14 protein-coding genes and 1 tRNA gene are annotated in these 16,828 nt (G+C 56.4%); 3 read left to right on the top strand and 12 right to left on the bottom strand.

Features of this window, described 5'->3' with window-relative positions; all coding sequences use genetic code 11:
- Positions 1-27: 27 nt before the first annotated feature.
- The 3 genes from ABIE63_RS11350 to ABIE63_RS11340 are packed head-to-tail and all read right to left on the bottom strand — an operon-like array spanning position 28 to position 5,020.
- Positions 28-2,331: a response regulator gene (locus tag ABIE63_RS11350; RefSeq protein ID WP_354504594.1), complete on the bottom strand. Its 2,304-nt coding sequence runs from the start codon at positions 2,329-2,331 to the stop codon at positions 28-30.
- Positions 2,332-2,357: 26 nt separating this feature from the next.
- The gene (locus tag ABIE63_RS11345; protein WP_354504592.1) at positions 2,358-2,795 is read right to left on the bottom strand and encodes a response regulator; all 438 of its coding nucleotides are present in this window, start codon (positions 2,793-2,795) and stop codon (positions 2,358-2,360) included.
- Positions 2,792-5,020, bottom strand: a complete 2,229-nt coding sequence (locus ABIE63_RS11340; protein ID WP_354504591.1) for a PAS domain S-box protein — start codon at positions 5,018-5,020, stop codon at positions 2,792-2,794. The genes ABIE63_RS11345 and ABIE63_RS11340 overlap by 4 nt, the downstream gene beginning before the upstream one ends.
- 312 nt (positions 5,021-5,332) lie before the next feature.
- Here ABIE63_RS11340 and ABIE63_RS11335 point away from each other — a divergent pair, with 312 nt between their 5' ends.
- Entirely contained in the window at positions 5,333-6,541 is a 1,209-nt protein-coding gene (locus tag ABIE63_RS11335; RefSeq protein WP_354504589.1) for a pyridoxal phosphate-dependent aminotransferase, read from the top strand.
- A gap of 31 nt (positions 6,542-6,572) precedes the next feature.
- Here the strand turns inward: ABIE63_RS11335 and ABIE63_RS11330 are convergent, their stop codons facing one another.
- From ABIE63_RS11330 to ABIE63_RS11295, 8 genes are all read right to left on the bottom strand, one after another.
- The gene (locus tag ABIE63_RS11330) at positions 6,573-7,499 is read right to left on the bottom strand and encodes a dihydrodipicolinate synthase family protein (protein ID WP_354504587.1); all 927 of its coding nucleotides are present in this window, start codon (positions 7,497-7,499) and stop codon (positions 6,573-6,575) included.
- A gap of 27 nt (positions 7,500-7,526) precedes the next feature.
- On the bottom strand, positions 7,527-8,837 hold the full coding sequence (locus tag ABIE63_RS11325; RefSeq protein ID WP_354504586.1) for a gamma-glutamyl-gamma-aminobutyrate hydrolase family protein: 1,311 nt from the start codon (positions 8,835-8,837) through the stop codon (positions 7,527-7,529).
- A 12-nt stretch (positions 8,838-8,849) separates the two neighbouring features.
- Positions 8,850-10,016, bottom strand: a complete 1,167-nt coding sequence (locus ABIE63_RS11320; protein ID WP_354504585.1) for a Xaa-Pro peptidase family protein — start codon at positions 10,014-10,016, stop codon at positions 8,850-8,852.
- Positions 10,013-11,113 (bottom strand): mandelate racemase/muconate lactonizing enzyme family protein, encoded by a 1,101-nt coding sequence (locus tag ABIE63_RS11315; protein ID WP_354504584.1) that lies wholly within the window; start codon positions 11,111-11,113, stop codon positions 10,013-10,015. Before ABIE63_RS11315 ends, ABIE63_RS11320 begins: the two co-directional genes overlap by 4 nt.
- A complete protein-coding gene (locus tag ABIE63_RS11310; RefSeq protein ID WP_354504583.1) occupies positions 11,113-12,285 on the bottom strand; it encodes a M20 family metallopeptidase in 1,173 nt (390 codons plus the stop codon). Before ABIE63_RS11310 ends, ABIE63_RS11315 begins: the two co-directional genes overlap by 1 nt.
- A 42-nt stretch (positions 12,286-12,327) precedes the next feature.
- Positions 12,328-13,092 (bottom strand): amino acid ABC transporter ATP-binding protein, encoded by a 765-nt coding sequence (locus ABIE63_RS11305; protein WP_281369929.1) that lies wholly within the window; start codon positions 13,090-13,092, stop codon positions 12,328-12,330.
- Between the two features lies 1 nt (position 13,093).
- Complete coding sequence (locus ABIE63_RS11300) at positions 13,094-13,822, bottom strand: amino acid ABC transporter permease (RefSeq protein WP_183416195.1); 729 nt, start codon at positions 13,820-13,822, stop codon at positions 13,094-13,096.
- A gap of 65 nt (positions 13,823-13,887) precedes the next feature.
- Positions 13,888-14,703 carry an ABC transporter substrate-binding protein gene (locus ABIE63_RS11295; RefSeq protein WP_354504582.1) on the bottom strand — a complete coding sequence of 272 codons (816 nt, stop codon included), beginning with the start codon at positions 14,701-14,703 and terminating at the stop codon, positions 13,888-13,890.
- A gap of 162 nt (positions 14,704-14,865) precedes the next feature.
- On the opposite strand from ABIE63_RS11295, the gene ABIE63_RS11290 reads away from it, so the two are divergent.
- Together ABIE63_RS11290 and ABIE63_RS11285 are read left to right on the top strand one after the other, a co-directional pair.
- Positions 14,866-15,843 carry a GntR family transcriptional regulator gene (locus ABIE63_RS11290; RefSeq protein ID WP_354504581.1) on the top strand — a complete coding sequence of 326 codons (978 nt, stop codon included), beginning with the start codon at positions 14,866-14,868 and terminating at the stop codon, positions 15,841-15,843.
- A gap of 35 nt (positions 15,844-15,878) precedes the next feature.
- A complete protein-coding gene (locus ABIE63_RS11285; RefSeq protein ID WP_354504579.1) occupies positions 15,879-16,670 on the top strand; it encodes an SDR family oxidoreductase in 792 nt (263 codons plus the stop codon).
- A gap of 67 nt (positions 16,671-16,737) precedes the next feature.
- Here ABIE63_RS11285 and ABIE63_RS11280 read toward each other — a convergent pair.
- Positions 16,738-16,814 (bottom strand) — tRNA-Met (locus ABIE63_RS11280).
- Between the last annotated feature and the right edge of the window lie 14 nt (positions 16,815-16,828).

Genomic DNA, 16,828 nt, shown 5'->3' with positions numbered 1-16,828 from the left:
GCCTTGCAACGAGCGCATGGTGGCGCATTACGTCGCGTCCAAGATTTGCCGAACCCGCAACGCCAGTTCCTGTTTCCGATATGGTTTGGTTAGTAACTGAACCGAGTTCTCCAAACTAATTTGATCGCGAAACGCGGCCTCGGCAAAGCCCGTCACTAAAATAATCTTGATATCGGGTTGCAGCCGACTAGCTTCGTTGGCCAGATCAAATCCGGTCAAACCGCCGGGCATGATCACATCGGTGAATAGGAGGTCAACGCGCGTGTTGGCTTCGATGATTTCCAGCGCCGACTTTGCATCCACCGCTTCCATTACCTGATACCCCAGTTCCGTCAGTTGCATGACGGCCGCCTTACGGACACTGGGGTTGTCATCGACCACCAGGATTGACTCGCTCCCCGTCGCGGCTCCAACCGGCGCGGCGAGACTGTCCGTATCGCCTTCACTCTCATCAATGGCGCGCGGTAAATACAAGCTGACCGTCGTGCCGTGCCCCAGCTCGCTGTACACATTCAGATGCCCGGCCGACTGCTTGGCAAAGCCATGGACCATGCTCAAGCCCAAGCCCGTTCCCTTCCCTGGTTCCTTGGTTGTGAAAAACGGCTCTATGATGCGGGCCAAATCGTCGGCGGGTATACCGCACCCGGTATCAGAGATGGAAATCTTTACATAGTTCCCAGCACGTATTTCTGCGTGAAGTGCTGCATAGGCTTCATCGAGGAACGCATTCGACGCTTCGACGGTCAATGTCCCGCCACCAGGCATCGCATCTCTACCATTGATCGCGAGATTCAGGATGGCCGTTTCCAACTGACTTCTATCCGCAACGCAGGGCCACAAATTCTCTGGAACCCGAATGCGCACATCTACCAGTTCACCCAGCGTCCGCTGGAGCATGGTAGCGGATGACTCCAGCAAAGTTCTGACGTCTATGGTGACGGAATCCAACGTTTGACTGCGTGAAAAGGCCAACATCTGCTTTATCAGATCGGCACCGTGAAGAGCGCCGTGTAAAGCTTCGGTCGCCAGTTCCAGGGCAGCAGGCGAATGAAGCCGTTCGATCAAGGAATCGAGATTGGTAATGACGATGCTGAGCAAGTTATTGAAATCATGTGCTATACCACCGGTCAGTTGGCCGACGGCCTCCATCTTCTGGGCCTGTTGAAGTTGCCTCTGAATTGCCCTGGTTTCCGTGACATCCTCTTGAATGCTGATGAAGTTGGTAATTTCCCCGGTGGAATCTTTAACCGGAGAGACCGTCGCGGAAACCAGGATGGAACGACCATCCGCGCATTTGTTCTCAAGTTCACCATGCCAGTCCATACCCGCAAGGATCGTTTTCCATAACTGGTTATAGATTGCCTCCTTGGTCTTTCCCGACTTCCAGATGGAGGGTTTCTTGCCGACGACCTCTTCCTCCGTGAAGTTCATTTTCCTGAGCAAGCTGGGATTGGCATATTCTATGACGCCGTCCCGGTCTGTGATCATGATCAAACTTGCACTGTGATGAACCGCGGAAGAAAGCTTTCGCAGCGTCGCCTCGGCACGCTTACGTTCGCTGATGTCGCGCAGTACCAGCATTAGTCCTGTTTGCCCGTTCTCCACCAACCTGACGATCGAGACCTCCGCTGGAAAAGTATCGCCGTCCTTGCGTCGGCCCGAAATCTCGGCGCGCCCGCCCGCACCGTCGCCCGTCGCGAAGATAGCCTCGAAATCTACGGCTCTGTGCAACGTGTCCTCATGCGACCACTCGGTTGGCAAGAGGTGCTCCAGGGTCATGCCGACAACCTCTTCGGCAACGAAACCAAACATGGCCTCGGCCGCACGGTTAAAAATCGTGATTTGCAAGGTGTCATCGGTCGCGACAATCGCATCGGGCGCGAGGTCCAGCAGGCTGTGAAAACGCCCTTCTGCTGCGCGTCGTTCCTTTTCCGAACGTTCCCAGTCCTTGCGAACCTCGGTCTCTCGCAGTTCCCGTTCGATCGCCGGGACGAGACGGCTTAGGTTGTCTTTCACCACATAGTCTTGAGCCCCCGCCCGCATGGCGGCCACTGCCGTTTCTTCGCCGATCGTACCTGACACAAAGATGAAGGGCGTGTTCACTCCCCGGTTCCGGGCAATCTGGAGCGCCTCGGTCCCACGGAATCCGGGCATGGTATAGTCACAGAGAATCACGTCCCAATGGTTCTCGTTTAGCGCTTCATTAAAGGTGCTGGCTTGAGCTACCTGACGATGCTCGGTTTCATAACCGCCACGCGATAGTTCACGCAGAATCAACGCCGCATCTGCGGTAGAGTCTTCCACGATCAAAATTTTTATGGGTCTAGGCATGGCTCCAGCTCCTGCGTCTTTTCCCATCACCTGGGCGGCGATTCGTTAAGCAGCAGCCAATAGAGCCCTAGCTGCTTTGCCGCTTCGATAAACTCGTCAAAATTTACTGGCTTGCGAACATAGCTGTTCGCTCCGAGGCGATAGCCTTCAATCACGTCCTGGTCTTCCTTTGAGGAGGTCAGGATGACCACAGGTAAATAGCGAGTCCTCTTGTCCTCGCGAATCCGCTTCAGAACATCCAGGCCACTTATTTTGGGTAGCTTGAGATCGAGCAGTACGACTTGTGGCTGGTCAGCCACATCGCGTCCCTCGTAGGAACCAGTGCCGAAGAGATAATCAAGCGCCTCGGCGCCGTCGTGCGCGACCACGATGCCATTCCGAATTTTGTTCTTATCAAAAGCACGCAGCGTCAGTGCCTCATCGTCCGGGTTGTCCTCAACCAGCAAAATGACCGGTATCGTCATGACGCTTTCTCCTGCTGTAGCGTGAAATAAAAGGCTGCTCCTTTGCCGGTCTCGGATTCGGCCCAAACGTCACCGCCGTGCTTGCGGATGATGCGCTGAACGGTAGCCAGTCCGATTCCGGTCCCTGGGAATTCCCTGGCATCGTGGAGTCGCTGAAATGCTCTGAACAATTGGTCGGCGTAGGCCATATCGAAGCCAACGCCATTATCCCGAACAAAGAATGCGGATTTCCCGTTGGTAATGCGTTGCCCGAATTCAATCCGCGCGGACGGTCTGTCACCAGTGAACTTCCAGGCGTTACCGATGAGGTTCTCCAGCGCAATTCCCAAAAGTCGGGCGTCCCCTCGCGCGATCAGATCGGGCGCAATCGTGACATTCACATCAGGCCTGGCGCCACTTTCAAGAAGCCCATCCACAACGCCCTGCGCCACCAGACTGAGATTGACGGTCCCAATCTGCAGCTCTGATCTGGTTACACGCGAAAGCTTGAGCAAGTCATCAATCAGAAAGCCCATCCTTTGAGCCGCCTGCCTGACTCGCTCAAGATGACTCTTGCCGTTCTCGGTCAGGACATCGGCACAGTCTTCCAGCAAGGCTTGACTAAAACCGTCAATCGCACGCAAAGGCGCGCGGAGATCGTGCGACACCGAATAGCTGAAAGCCTCCATCTCCTTGTTCAAGGCCAGCAACTCATTATTGTCGCGTTCCAATCTGTTATTCAGATTGTTGATCTCGCGCGCGGCTTCATGCACCTCGGTGACGTCACGAATGGAGGAGATAACAAGCATCCCCTCATCTGTTTCAACCGGGCTGAGGCTGATCGCTACAGGAAACTCACCACCGTCCGAACGGAGCCCAAAAAGTTCAAGACCAAGCCCCATCGGACGGGCTTTTGCACCCGATACATAACCGCGTCTGTGACCGACGTGCTGCTCTCTGAAACGATCAGGTAAAAGCATCTCCACCGGTTGACCAACGAGACTTTCACGCTGATAACCGAACAGCATTTCCGATTGTGCGTTCACCAGCACAATCTTTCCCTCGGTGTCGGTGATAACCACCGAGTCCGGCGCGGATTCCAAAAGGCTGCGAAAGCGTTTCTCACTGTCACGCCAGTGTTGCTCCGCTTCCTTGCGACGCTGTGCATGCCTGGCAACCAAGGCCGCCACCAAGATCAGCAAAATCGCCAGCGCAAAGAATGCGAGCACAAAGTACTCAAGCAATTCCAGCCGCCGGTTCGCCAACCCGTCCGATGACACCTGCGTCACGACGAACCAATTTTGCTCTGTGGTCGTGAAGGTTGGATTTGAGTCCGGCTTCGCCGGTGGCAGGCTGCTGGCAAGAGATACTATCTTCGAGTAGGTAAAGAGATTACCTCCGTCCATAAGTTGTCCAGAGACATCGGAGCCGTTGATCCGCGCCCAAGCTGTTGGATGACTGTTCGCAAACGAGCGGCCGCGTGAGTCCGGGTACATGAATGTCCATTCATCCGCTGGCGTTGGGCCGATAAGCCAATAGCCCTCTTGGTTGAGCAGCCAGAGGTGGCCCGCAGTTTGATCTGTTAACGCCTTGATACGGCTGATCAAACGCTTCCCCAAGTAATTCAGGATGACCATACCTTTGCGGTTGCCGTCGGCATCATGAGCAAGCGCGCCAAAGCGAATCATTGCCTTGATTGGCTGTTCTATTGCACCCTCTTCCAGGTTCAGATCAAAGGGAGAGATGTAAACTCCGTTCGGCGAGAGCTTCAAAGTTTCATGGACATAGTATCGGTCAACTTTGTCTTGCAGCCGGCTCCTTGGAGTAACTTCCGGATTGCCAGCACTCCAATTCACGCGCACCTGCTCCCGACCGCTAAGGTCAATCAGTCGAATTTGGTCATAAACGCGCTTTTCCATCGAGAAGAGGCGGTACTCATTCGCTAAATCGATAAGCGAAGATGAGTCTCCACGCTCAAACCAGCGTTTCAGAAACTGCTGCTGCGTTAGATAGCGAATATCCAGGAGAACCGAGTTCAACTCCGTGACGATTCTTTGCCGCGCGATTTCAGCGGCTTTCTCCTCATTCGCACGAGTTACCGCAAGTGCGGCACCCCATTGCACATGGAACAGCAGGAACATGACCCCGGCAACCGCAGACGCAAGCAATAAAAAAATCACTGCGGCACGCCGAAAAATGCCACCTGAGTAAACAGTGGACGCTTTGCCCTGCAAAAATCCGATCATTAACCTACTCGCGTAACTGCGCAGCGCTGCTAAAAATTTTTTCTCAACCCAAAATTTTGATCTCTCCCAGGTTGTAGAATTGTACATTTAAGTCGCAAAACTTAATACGATTTTTTCAATATTTAATTAAAATTCAATATATTAAGTTGAAGTTGAGCAGATAATTATAGGTTGTGGTTACATTCACGGATTTCTAACAACTGCTCCAATTCGCCCTCCAAGTTTCTATTTCAGAGTTCTTCGATACTCACAAAACGATTATTGCGTTTTATGTTTCTTTTTATACAATAAATGAAAATGGAGGAAGAGCACATGAATTCCAGGAGCCTTTTGGCGCCTCGCATGGGACAGCTTCGCGAGTCCCCGACAGCCGTCGTAGCAGATTTGGTTCGGGCAATGACCGCCAAGGGCGAACACGTCATTAACTTTGGCGAAGGTGAACTCGATTTTGAAACGCCGGAGTTCATCAAGCAGGCTGGCATCTCAGCTATCGAGGGCGGTATCACGCGTTACACGGCCGTCGGTGGCACCATTGAGGTCAAGAAAGCCGTGCAGACGAAGTTCCAGCGCGACAACGGCCTCGACTTTTCGCTCGACCAATTGATCGTCGGCACTGGCGGAAAGCAGCTTATTTTCAACGCGATCCTCGCAACCGTAAGTGCCGGAGACGAGGTTATCATTCCCGCCCCTTACTGGGTTTCCTACCCCGATATTGTTCGTCTGGCAGGCGGAACTCCTGTCATTGTTCCCGGGGAAGACAGGAATGGCTTTAAGATCTCGCCCGCCGCGCTAAGCAACGCGATTACACCCGCGACCAAATGGCTTGTGCTGAATTCTCCAAACAACCCGACCGGCGCCTTATATTCCGCCCAGGAACTTGATGCGCTCTTGGAGGTGATTGCGGACAACCCCGGTATTCTGGTGATGTCGGACGATATTTACGAACACATCGTCTATGAAGGCGCGTTCGCAACTCCTGCAGCCGTTCGCCCTGACCTTGCCGACCGGATTTTGACCGTCAACGGCGTTTCCAAGGCTTATTCCATGACAGGATGGCGTATCGGCTTTGCTGGGGGCCCTTCCTGGCTCATTTCCGCCATGCAAGTTCTTCAGTCCCAGAGCACAACCAACGCGGCGGCAATGTGCCAAGAGGCGACGCGCGCGGCGTTGGTCGGCCCACAGGACTTTATGGCGGAAAGACTGGAGCGATTAAGAATACGTCGCGATCTGGTGGTTGCGGCATTGAACCAAACCCAAGGTTTGCGGTGTGAAACCCCGCCCGGCGCCTTTTATGTCTACGTGAACTGTCAGGCTTTGCTGGGGCGGAAGACAGCGGATGGCGCGATCCTCGAGAGCGATACGGATGTCGCTAAATACTTTGCGGACGACGCTAAGGTCGGCGTCGTGCCGGGGACAGCCTTCGGTTTATCGCCCTATCTTCGTATCGCCTACGGCCTCGATGACCAGGATCTGGTTGAAGGATGCCGCCGAATTCGTGCGGCCTGCGGGCGGCTTAACTAGCCACCCACAGGCATTACGGCACATCTGTAAATTAAGCCGCCAGCTTTAGGAGTCGCTCGTCGGTATTGGCGGCCACCTGCCTAAGTGTTTCCGCGAGGCTTTCGTGTTGCGCGCGGCTCAAACTACGGAGAGGAGCACGTACCACGCCGCCGTCCCAGCCGCGCAAAGCCATCATCGCTTTTGTTGTCTGCGGCTGACCGTATGCGCGGCAAGCTTCACGCACAGGATACCAGAGCTGATTGAGACTTGTCGCCCGGCCGAAATCACCCTCTAGCACGGCTTTGTAGGTGCCATGGATGATTTCCGGCAACGCACAGCTGTTGGTCGAACTCAAGCCGTCAAAACCGGTCATGATCGGTCCCAACATTGCAAGATCCGAAGCCGCCAACATCTTTAGTTTCCCCTTCAAGCGCCCTACGAGGCGATCGACTACCGTGGGAGATAGGTCGCCTTGCTTCAATGCGATCATGCCCTCTATATCCGACAGTTCTTCAATTAGCGGCGCTGATAACGTAATGCCGATTCCCGGAGCGTTGTAGATCATGATTCCAGTACGAGAGACCTTCGCGATTTCCTTGAAATAGCTCACGATCTGCGCGTCGGTAATTTCCGATACATAAGGCGCTGTTACCATCGGCAGGCCGCCAAGATCGGCTGCCAGTTGCGTCAACTCCACCGCCGCACGCGGGTCGGCCGCAGCCGAGCAGAGGAGCAGCGGCACGCGATCGCCGACCACCTCGACCGCAGCCCGGAACAGCGTAGCCCGCTCTTCGGTCGACATAGCGGGAAACTCACCATAGGTCCCGCCAATCAGAATACCGTCGAACCCCAACCCGATAACCCGCTCCAGGTTTGCCTCAAGCGCAGCCTTCTTGAGTGTGCCGTCCTCGCTGAACGGCGTTACACAAATGTTATAGAGACCTTGTGTACGTTCACGTGCTTCGTCCATAGATTTCATTAGGTGTCTCCCATCGATTATAGGCAGTTAGGAAAGGGAATTCGCGGCGGCGGCGGCCAAGAATGCGATGAATGCTGGATGTGGCCGTGCCGCGCTACTGCTCAACTCAGGATGTCCTTGTATTCCGAGATAGAAAGCATGCCCCGGAAGCTCGATCACATCAGCGATACGATCCTCCTCGGACCTGCCGGAGATAATCAGGCCCGCTTCTGAAAGCGGTTGCCAGAGATCGAGTGCCAGGCTGTGGCGATGATGCATGCGTTCGCGCGCCAGACTCGATTGGTAGATCGATCGCGCTTGCGTTCCCGGTAAAACGGTGAAGGTCTTCGCGCCCAAACGATGCCGGATCGACCCGTTTGGGCCGGGGTTTTGAACAAAGGTCAAGGGACGCGCCGAGGGCTCTATTTCCTGCAGGTGTGCACCAGCGTTCCCTAATCTCTCTCTGACAAAGGCAGTCACCATCGTCTGCATGCCGAAGCAGGAGCCAAGAGTTGGCGTATTGCCCCGCAGAGCTGCCGCTGCAATTCGAATTTGGCCGTCAACCTGACTGTTGTCGCATCCACCCGGTAGTAGCACGGCATCGGTCGCATGGACGGCTTCCTCGGCTTCCGCGGCTTGGAGATTGCGCGGCGAGACAATCTCCACATGCGGTTTCATCTTGAGCAGGTCGCCGGCATCGCCAATGGCCGCCAGCAATGCCGGATATTGCCTTCGCAATCTCTGCTCTTCGCCCACGATCAGGATAGATGGGCGTGCCTGCCGATTCTCGGGCGCGGCATCCCCGGCCTGGTAAATCATCGAGGAAACGTTTGTCGGCAGTTCCAGTGGAGACAGATCGAGAAACGACAATCGGGGGCGGCAATAATCATCGAATGTCCAACGTCCTATAACGTCAACCGACGGCTGTAGGCCGCTTCGTTGCAGGTACGCCGTCAAGCCCGGCCCTTGGCTTTCCACCCGGACGTGCAAGACGTGATGTTTCTGCTGCAATCCATGCAACAGGCGATCGATTGAAAGGCCTGGCGCGACGACGTTGTTGCAAGCGATGACCCCCCCACCCGGCCCGCTCACTCCCGTTTCCGAGAACTCCAACGCCGGATCGGCGGATAGATCGCTTAAGCGCTCGGGCCAGAGCCATTGGTTTCCCATCAACGTCCCACACGCAGAGACGTGCTGATAGGCATTCGGGTCTTGGTCCGGCTGTGGGCCGACAATCCTCGAAAAAGTGACCCCCCCAGAAAAAATGCCCTGGAGGACTGCGTGAAGCTCAGCGGCCACCACGCAGTCGTCCGACGGATCGCCCGTATGATGCTCGACTAGGATCAGCGGAACATTCACAGCAGTTGGTCCTTAGTAAACTGCCAAGTCGCGAGCCGTCTTACCCAACACGCGATTGCCGTTCTCAGTGACAACCACGGTCTCGCTGACGCCAACGGTGAAATCGCCATAGATGCGTAATGCAGGCGGGATATGGAAAACCATGCCGGGGACAAGTTCCCTCTTGATACCATCGTAGAGGCTGGCGACCTGCCATTCGCCCCAATCGGGCGCAAAAGAAATGCCGACGCTGTATCCACTCCGTTTCCGGTAGTTCTCGGTGTAACCCGCTTTGTCGATTACCGCCTGAACGGCTTGATGCACTTGTTCGCAGGTGTTGCCGGGCTTGAGAGTGGCGAGCGCCGCGTCTAGTCCTTCCAGACAGGCATCCATCATACGACGCGCCACATCGTTGGGTTGGCCCATCCAGGCAGAGCGCATGAGAACCGCGTGATAGCGATCATGACAAGCCGCCATCTCCAGGAACACCGGCTCCCCGCCTTGGATTTTGCGACGCTTCCAAGTGCCATGCGGAACACCCGTACGACGGCCGCTGGAAACCAAAGGTTCCATTCCGACATACTCAGACCCGGCGCGGATCGCACTCTCCATCATGGCCGCGACTAGATCGTTCTCGCTAGCCCCTTCCCGGATTGCCGCTAGCCCCGCCGCCATCCCGGCATCAACATAGCTTGCGGCTCTGGAAATCTTCTCTACTTCGCTCGGTGACTTGACTGCGCGCAGACTTTCGACAATCCCCGCGCCATCGGCGAGTACGCCAAGCTTTTCCTGAAGTTTCTCAAACGCCGTGATCGGCAGGAACCATCCGCGCTTATCGATCGCAACACGCTGATTTGCTCCACCGGTCTTAGCGACCACTCCCACCAGAAGGTCCAACGGATCTATTCCATCGTCATAAACCTCCAGATTCTCCAGGTAAGTGTTGGCGATGCAGTTTTGCGATTCCAGCCGCCGCACGACGAATCGCGGCTCGCCTTCCACAGGGAGTACCAATGCTTGAAAGGTGTAATACCCGGGCGTCTGCTGTCCGGTCAGGTAGAAGATGTTCTCCGGCCCGGTGACGATCATCACATCAATATTCTTGGCCGAAAGACTGCGGCGTGCTGCTTCGACACGGCTGGCCAGCTCTTCTTTTGAAAAAGCCGCTTCCTGGCCCTGTTTGACGAAAGATGTGTTCATATCTTGCGCTCCCAAATCGGCGTTAAATTTAAAGTGCTGAATGTCATACCTAGACCCGGGCTCTTCGGCAGCGAGACCATACCGGAGCCATAGGAAAGGCCGTGTGCAGGATCGTCGAGGAGGCCGTCGGCGCCATAGAGTTCGTTACCCTCCGCCCCGAGGGCCATCGCACAATGAGCGGCGGCGGCTGTGGCAAGCGATCCCTCGTTCATCTGGCCAACCATGCATCTGACCCCCGCCTTGACGAGCGCTTGGGCCGCTTCCATCAAGGGCGCTACGCCGCCAAATTTGACCAGCTTCAAATGCCCGGCCAAGCTCCCTCCGATCTCAATAAGGCGTCGGACAGCGGATGGTTCCGCCAATGATTCGTCGAGCATGACCGGCATCGGCGCTTCCCTGGATAGGAGCCGTAATGTTTCCCAGTCCTCGGCTGCAACCGGCTGCTCAATGTAATCAAGCGAAAACGCATCAAGTGCCGCGACGTTGCGTCTGGCTGACTCTCCAATCCAACGGCCGTTTGCATCGGCAGCCAGCTTTATCTCATGGCCGAAGCGGTCACGGAGCAGCTTCAAGCGCGCAATGTCCTGCTCGAAAGTCTCTACCGCCACCCGCAGCTTCAAACTGCAGAAGCCACGCGCCACATAAGCTTCGGCCTGGTTCAGAAGCGACTGGTTATCACCCCAGAATAAGGTTTGATTGGTACTGGCGGCTCCTTTCCAGGCACCTCCAAGCCACTCACAGAGTGTCTGGCCGCTTTCACGCGCCAGGGCGTCGTGCAGCGTCTGGTCCAAGAGCGCCTTGACTGGTCCCGGGAATTCCCTGCTCGCAACGACCTCCTCGGCCAGGGCATCGACCGATTGGCTCCAATCGATCCGATCGACCCAATCAACAAGTTCCCTGTTGATACGGTCCCCAGTGATCCCGGTTAGATAGGCGATATTCGTGCGCACGCCGCCAACGCCGAGCGTACGCCCTTCCTGCTCAATCAGCAGATAGGTCTCATCGAGCTGCGAAACCGGGCCGGAGGTGGCCGTGTGTAACTTGACCTCCGGCCCGTAATGCAACCGGCCCGTCAGGAGGCGTATGTGCCGTGTCATCAGTTGCCTGCGCCGCTCTCGTGCAACATGCGGCGTGCAACGTCGCAGTAAATGCGGCTCGCATCGACGAACTCTTGAATCGGAACAAACTCATTGGGCTTGTGCGCTACGGCGAGCGAACCTGGACCGATCACGGTACCCTGAGCACCGATCGACCGGAAATGCACGAGGTCACAACCGCCCTGGAATCCATGCAGCTCCTTGTCGGCAACGCCGTGAGCATGTCCGGCTTCAAGCGATGCCTTGACGATGGGATGCTCCGGTGCGGTCTCTGTAGGGCCGCCGGTCGTCGGTTTGTAACCAACGATTTCCGCTTGAATACCGAATTCACTACGCGCTGTTTCCAGAAGAGACATGATCTCCTTTTTGGCAACTTCCTCGTCTTCGCCGGGGACCATCCTCCGGTCGACAAGGAACTCACACGCATCGGGTACGATATTGTCGGCGTGCCCGCCGCCGACCCGTGTCACGGTCAAGCTGGCGCCCCCTACAAGATGGTGGCAACGCTTAGCAACCTCCGCATGGTGGTCTTCCAACAAGCCCAATAGGCGGGCCGCCTTGAAGATCGCATTGACGCCCAGATTGGGGGTTCCCGAGTGCGCGGTTTCACCGATCACTCGAATGATGGGGCGTAGGCTCCCTTTATGTGCCGTAACGGTCGTATTGGAGGTCGGCTCGCCCACGACGACCAGATCGACCTTTGGCGCATCCTGGGCGACGTAATGCTTGGCTCCCTTACTCTCGGTTTCCTCATCCGCAACGAACGCGCCAATCAAGGTTCCGCGCCAAGCTTGCGGCTCGGCAATCAACATGCGAAGCGCTTCGATCATCGCAACGATGGGACCTTTGGCGTCACAAGAGCCGCGGCCGTAAAGGTTGCCTTCCTTCTCCGTCAGGGTGAAGGGGTCTTGCGCCCATCCCGACCCCGCCGGCACCACGTCGATATGAGAGTTGAACGCGAAGCTGGGCCCGTCGCCGTTACGGAAGGTGGCGATGACGTTGGCTCGCCCCGGAAGGAATTGATCCAGACGGACATCGAATCCGGCATTCTTGAGTTCTTCAGCCAGGTATTGCGCCGCTTCCACCTCACGCCCCGGTGGGTTTTCGGTGTTGAAAGAAACAAGCTTCTCCAGGACGGCCTTCATACGACTGGGATCTGGTGCGATCAGCATTTTACGTGACCTCTAGGTTGATCGCGCTGATAGCGCGTGGTCTTAGTGAAGAATTTGATCCAGGAACTGCTTAGTCCGGGCACTGACCTCGCCATCGAAAAACTGATCGGTCGCGCAGCTCTCAACGATAAGGCCCTTGTCCATGAAGACCATGTGATCTGCAGCGCGTCTGGCGAAGCTCATTTCATGTGTGACGACCACACTGGTCATACCGGCGTTACTCAACTCCAGCATCACATCCAGAACCTCGCGAATCATCTCCGGGTCCAGGGCAGAGGTCGGCTCGTCGTAAAGAATCGCTTTCGGATCCATCGCGAGTGCGCGCGCGATTGCCACGCGCTGCTGTTGCCCGCCCGAAAGTTGCTCGGGATAGGTGTCCGCCTTATCGGGTATCTTCACCTTCTCAAGCAATTCCAGGGCGCGGTCATGGGCTTCCAGACGTGGAACACCCTTCACCTTCATCGGCGCCAGCATGATGTTCTCCGCCGCGCTCAGGTGCTTGAATAGCTCGAAGTTTTGGAAGACCATCGCGATATCACGCCGGATGCGATGGGCTTGTTGCGTGAGATTAGCAATCTCCTGGCCATCAAAAGTAATAGAGCCTTGTTCGATGGTTTCCAGCAGGTTCATGCACCGCAGTAGGGTCGATTTTCCCGACCCGGACGGGCCGATCAGCACAACCGTCTTTCCGGTTTCGACTGTCATGTCGATATCCTGCAGGACCTTTAGCGAGCCAAAGGACTTATGGAGTCCCCTTACGCGGATCAACTCCTTGGGGCCTGCGCCCCCTTGCAATTCGGCGGTCATGTCAGGCTCCTGCGTTTGAGGTCATGCCAAGGAGGCGCTGCGTCCATGTTCGCGGCTTAGCCACCGCGCCCTGACGAGCACCGACCCACTGCTCAATTCTGGCCTGAATGAACATAAAGACCGTGGTCATCGTGAGGTAATAGATGCCGGCCGCTGTCAGCGCCTCGAGGTAGCGGAAATTTGCGCTCGCAGTCTGATTAGCCACCAGAAGCAGCTCTTCAACGGCGATAACCGAGACCAATGCCGAAAGTTTCAGCATTCCAAGGAATTGGTTGCCGGTGGGTGGAATCACCACGCGCAGCGCCTGTGGAATGACGACATAGCGCATTACCTGCCATTCCTTCATGCCAAGAGATTTGCCTGCGGTGCGTTGGCCGCGGCCAACCGATTGAATACCCGAACGATAGATCTCCGCCATATAGGCACCTTCATTCAGGGCCAAAGCGATGACACCGCTCAAGAACCCTGAAAGAAGGATGCCAAACACTGGCAGCACATTGAAAATGAAGATGATCTGGAAAAGAACGGGCGTCCCTCGGAAAAGCCACAGATAAACCGTAACGAACCCATTGACGAAGGGCCAGTTAGTCTCCTGCAGCAAGGCGATGAACAGCCCGATGATCATGGCACAAGTCATGGACACGACCGTGATCACCAGGGTTAACCAGGCTGCATTCAGAAAAACAGGAGATATCAGGTACTCGATAATGAGTTCCGGTGAATCAAACATCTACCACCATCCATTTTGCCGGTGCTGTCGGAAACTCCCGTATTACCGGGTCCGTTCCAGGTGTATTACTGGGACAAAAGTGCGACGGACTTAGGCAGGTTGTAACGCTCGATGAGAGCATCATAGCTGCCGTCGGCGACGAGGGCGGCCAAGGCCTCCTCGATGGCCCGCTTGCCATCCATGTCGTCCTTGCGCAACGCAATGCCGATCCTCGTGTTCGATTCAAAGGTTTCGCCCGCCAGTTCATAGATGCCGGGAAGCTCGCTAAGCTGCTTAACGGCACCTGGCGTCGAATTGTAGAAGATATCGGCGCGGTCGACTCGAACCGCCAAAGCAGAGTCCTGGGCTGTTGGGAAGGTCAAAACCGTAACTGTCGGCTTACCCTCGCCTTCACAGCGGGTGGCGTCCTCACGGGCATAGCTTTCCTGGATACCGCCCAGGGTGACGGCGATGGTGCGGCCGCAAACATCGGCGCGGCTCTTGATGCCATGCGGATTTCCGGCCTTTACGATGATCTCGTTACCGATCTTGAGATATGGCACGAACTCAACCTGCTTGGCACGCTCCTCGTTGATGTACATCGCCGAGTTGATGATATCGATACGCGTGCCCTGGAGCGCCGGGATCAAGCCTTTGAACTCCATGTTAAGTGGCGCTGTCTCAAGCCCCATCTTCTCGGCAAGCATTTCGCCAAGCTCGATATCGAACCCAACCAGTTTGCCGTTTTCCGTATACTCGAAGGGCGCAAATGTCGCAGCCGTCCCATAAGTAAGTTTGCCAGGATTAATCAATTTCTTCGGCGCCATAACCTCTTGCGCCATGGCACCGCCGGCGAACAGCACGGCGGCAAATCCCATCAAAGCCAATTTTTTTGTAAACATTCTACCCTCTCCCGTTCCATTGTTAGATCTGAGCAAACGCTGGGCTCTCCTATCTTTCCCCGCGTTGCGTTTTATGCTACGTTTTATACAATCTTGCTGTCAACACATTCGACATACGGTTTTTCGATCATCATGGCACCCCGATCTCAGAGACCAGAAAACATGAAGGAACCTGCGCAATCTTCGCGGAGCGTTGCCGCCCGGAAATCCAAGGCATCCGCCCAAGGGCAGCCGGAAAGCCGTCGCCAGATAGCGATGGCATTGCGCATCCTGGGCTATATCCGTCAGGAGGGTTTGAAGGTTGATAGCCATCTTGTTGAGCAGCAACTGGCGCAGCATTTTTCGGTGTCCAGAACACCGATCCGCAATGCCCTGATGCTGCTGGAAAGCCGAGGTGCAGTAACATCAGTTCCAAATCTGGGTTTCTTCGTCGCCAAGTCAGTGGCCGATCTTTACGAAATCGAACTTGCCCTACCCCCTTCCAACGCGGAGCAACTTTATCTACGGATCGTCAATGATCGGATCTCCGGGCGGTTGCCCGACAGCATCACCCAGGTCGAGATGCTGCGGCTCTATGATGTTAATCGCGCTCTTTTGGGCCAGGTTCTCAGCCAGATGACGGACGAAGGCCTTGTGGTCCGCAATCCGGGGCAGGGTTGGACCTTCCTGCCCACGCTGGACAGCCAGCAGGCACGGCGGGCCAGCTATGAGTTTCGCCGTATTCTGGAGCCGGAAGGCATCCTGCTGCCGAACTTCACCATCGACCCCATCGCCCTGACGCGTCTGCGACGCGACCACGAAGCTCTGATCGAGCAGGAAGGCCGGCGCTGGGTCAGCAGCGAGGAAATCTACCGCGTCGACACCAGCTTTCACGAAACCATCGCCGGCTTCACCGGCAATCCGATGTTCCTGCAGGCCATCCAGCAGCAAAACCGCTTGCGGCGCATGTTGGAGTATCGCGGTTACGACAACCGTCGCCGCATTACCGATTGGTCGCGTGAGCATCTGGCTATTATCGTGGCGCTGGAACAAGGTGACCGCGTAAAGGCCTCACAATTGATGCACGAGCATCTTGATCACGCACGCGTCACCGCGACGCGTATTGCGGCATCCGACCGCAAGCCACCTGACGGAGAGTAAACCGTCACAACACCCAACCGTTTGGAGGAAATACATTGGATCTTGGATTGAAGGGAAAGCGCGCGCTCGTCTTGGCGTCGAGTCGCGGCCTCGGCCTCGGAATAGCCGAAGCGCTTTGCGCGGAAGGCGCGAAGGTTGTCATCTGCGGGCGCTCCCAGGACAAGCTCGACGCTGCCGCACGGCGGCTCAACGACGCTTATGAGGGCACCGCCTACCCTGTGGTCATCGACCTTTCGGCGGACAATAGCGCCGAGGAGCTTTACCGCGCAGCAAAGGAGGCGCTGGGGGGCTCGATTGATATCCTGGTGAACAACACCGGCGGTCCGCCACCGGGCAGCATTGCCGCCGTGCCCGCCCAAGTCTGGCGCCAGCAGTTCGACAGCATGGTCGGTCGTGTGTTCGACCTGACGGCACTGGTCCTGCCCCACATGCGCGCGCAAGGCTGGGGCCGCATCCTCAACACCGCCTCCTCCGGCGTCCGCCAGCCGATCCCCAACCTGGGGATTTCCAACGCCCTCCGTGCCTCGATTGTCGGCTGGGCGAAGACTCTTTCAGCGGAGGTCGCAGGCGATGGCGTGACCGTCAACACCATCCTGCCAGGCCGTATCCATACCGAGCGGGTCGACGAACTCGATGCCGCCGCCGCCGGCCGAACCGGCAAGACGGTGGAAGAGGTCGCCACGGCCTCCCGCAACGCCATCCCCGCTGGTCGCTATGGCCGCGTCGAGGAGTTCGCAGCGGTCGCCGCCTTCCTGGTCAGCGAGAAAGCCAGTTATGTGACCGGGTCACTTATCGCTGTCGACGGTGGCAGCATCAAAGGCATTTGACGCCCTCTCTCGCGGCCGATCGACGACAAAAAAAGCCCCCGGGCTTCTTCCCGGGGGCTTTTGTATTTGGTTGCGGGGGTAGGATTTGAACCTACGACCTTCAGGTTATGAGCCTGACGAGCTACCGGGCTGCTCCACCCCGCGTCAAGTGTTTGTTC

Source organism: Limibacillus sp. MBR-115 (genome assembly GCF_040549425.1).
Taxonomy (GTDB): Bacteria; Pseudomonadota; Alphaproteobacteria; order Kiloniellales; family CECT-8803; genus Limibacillus; species Limibacillus halophilus.
This window is presented reverse-complemented; position numbering and strand designations above follow the sequence as displayed.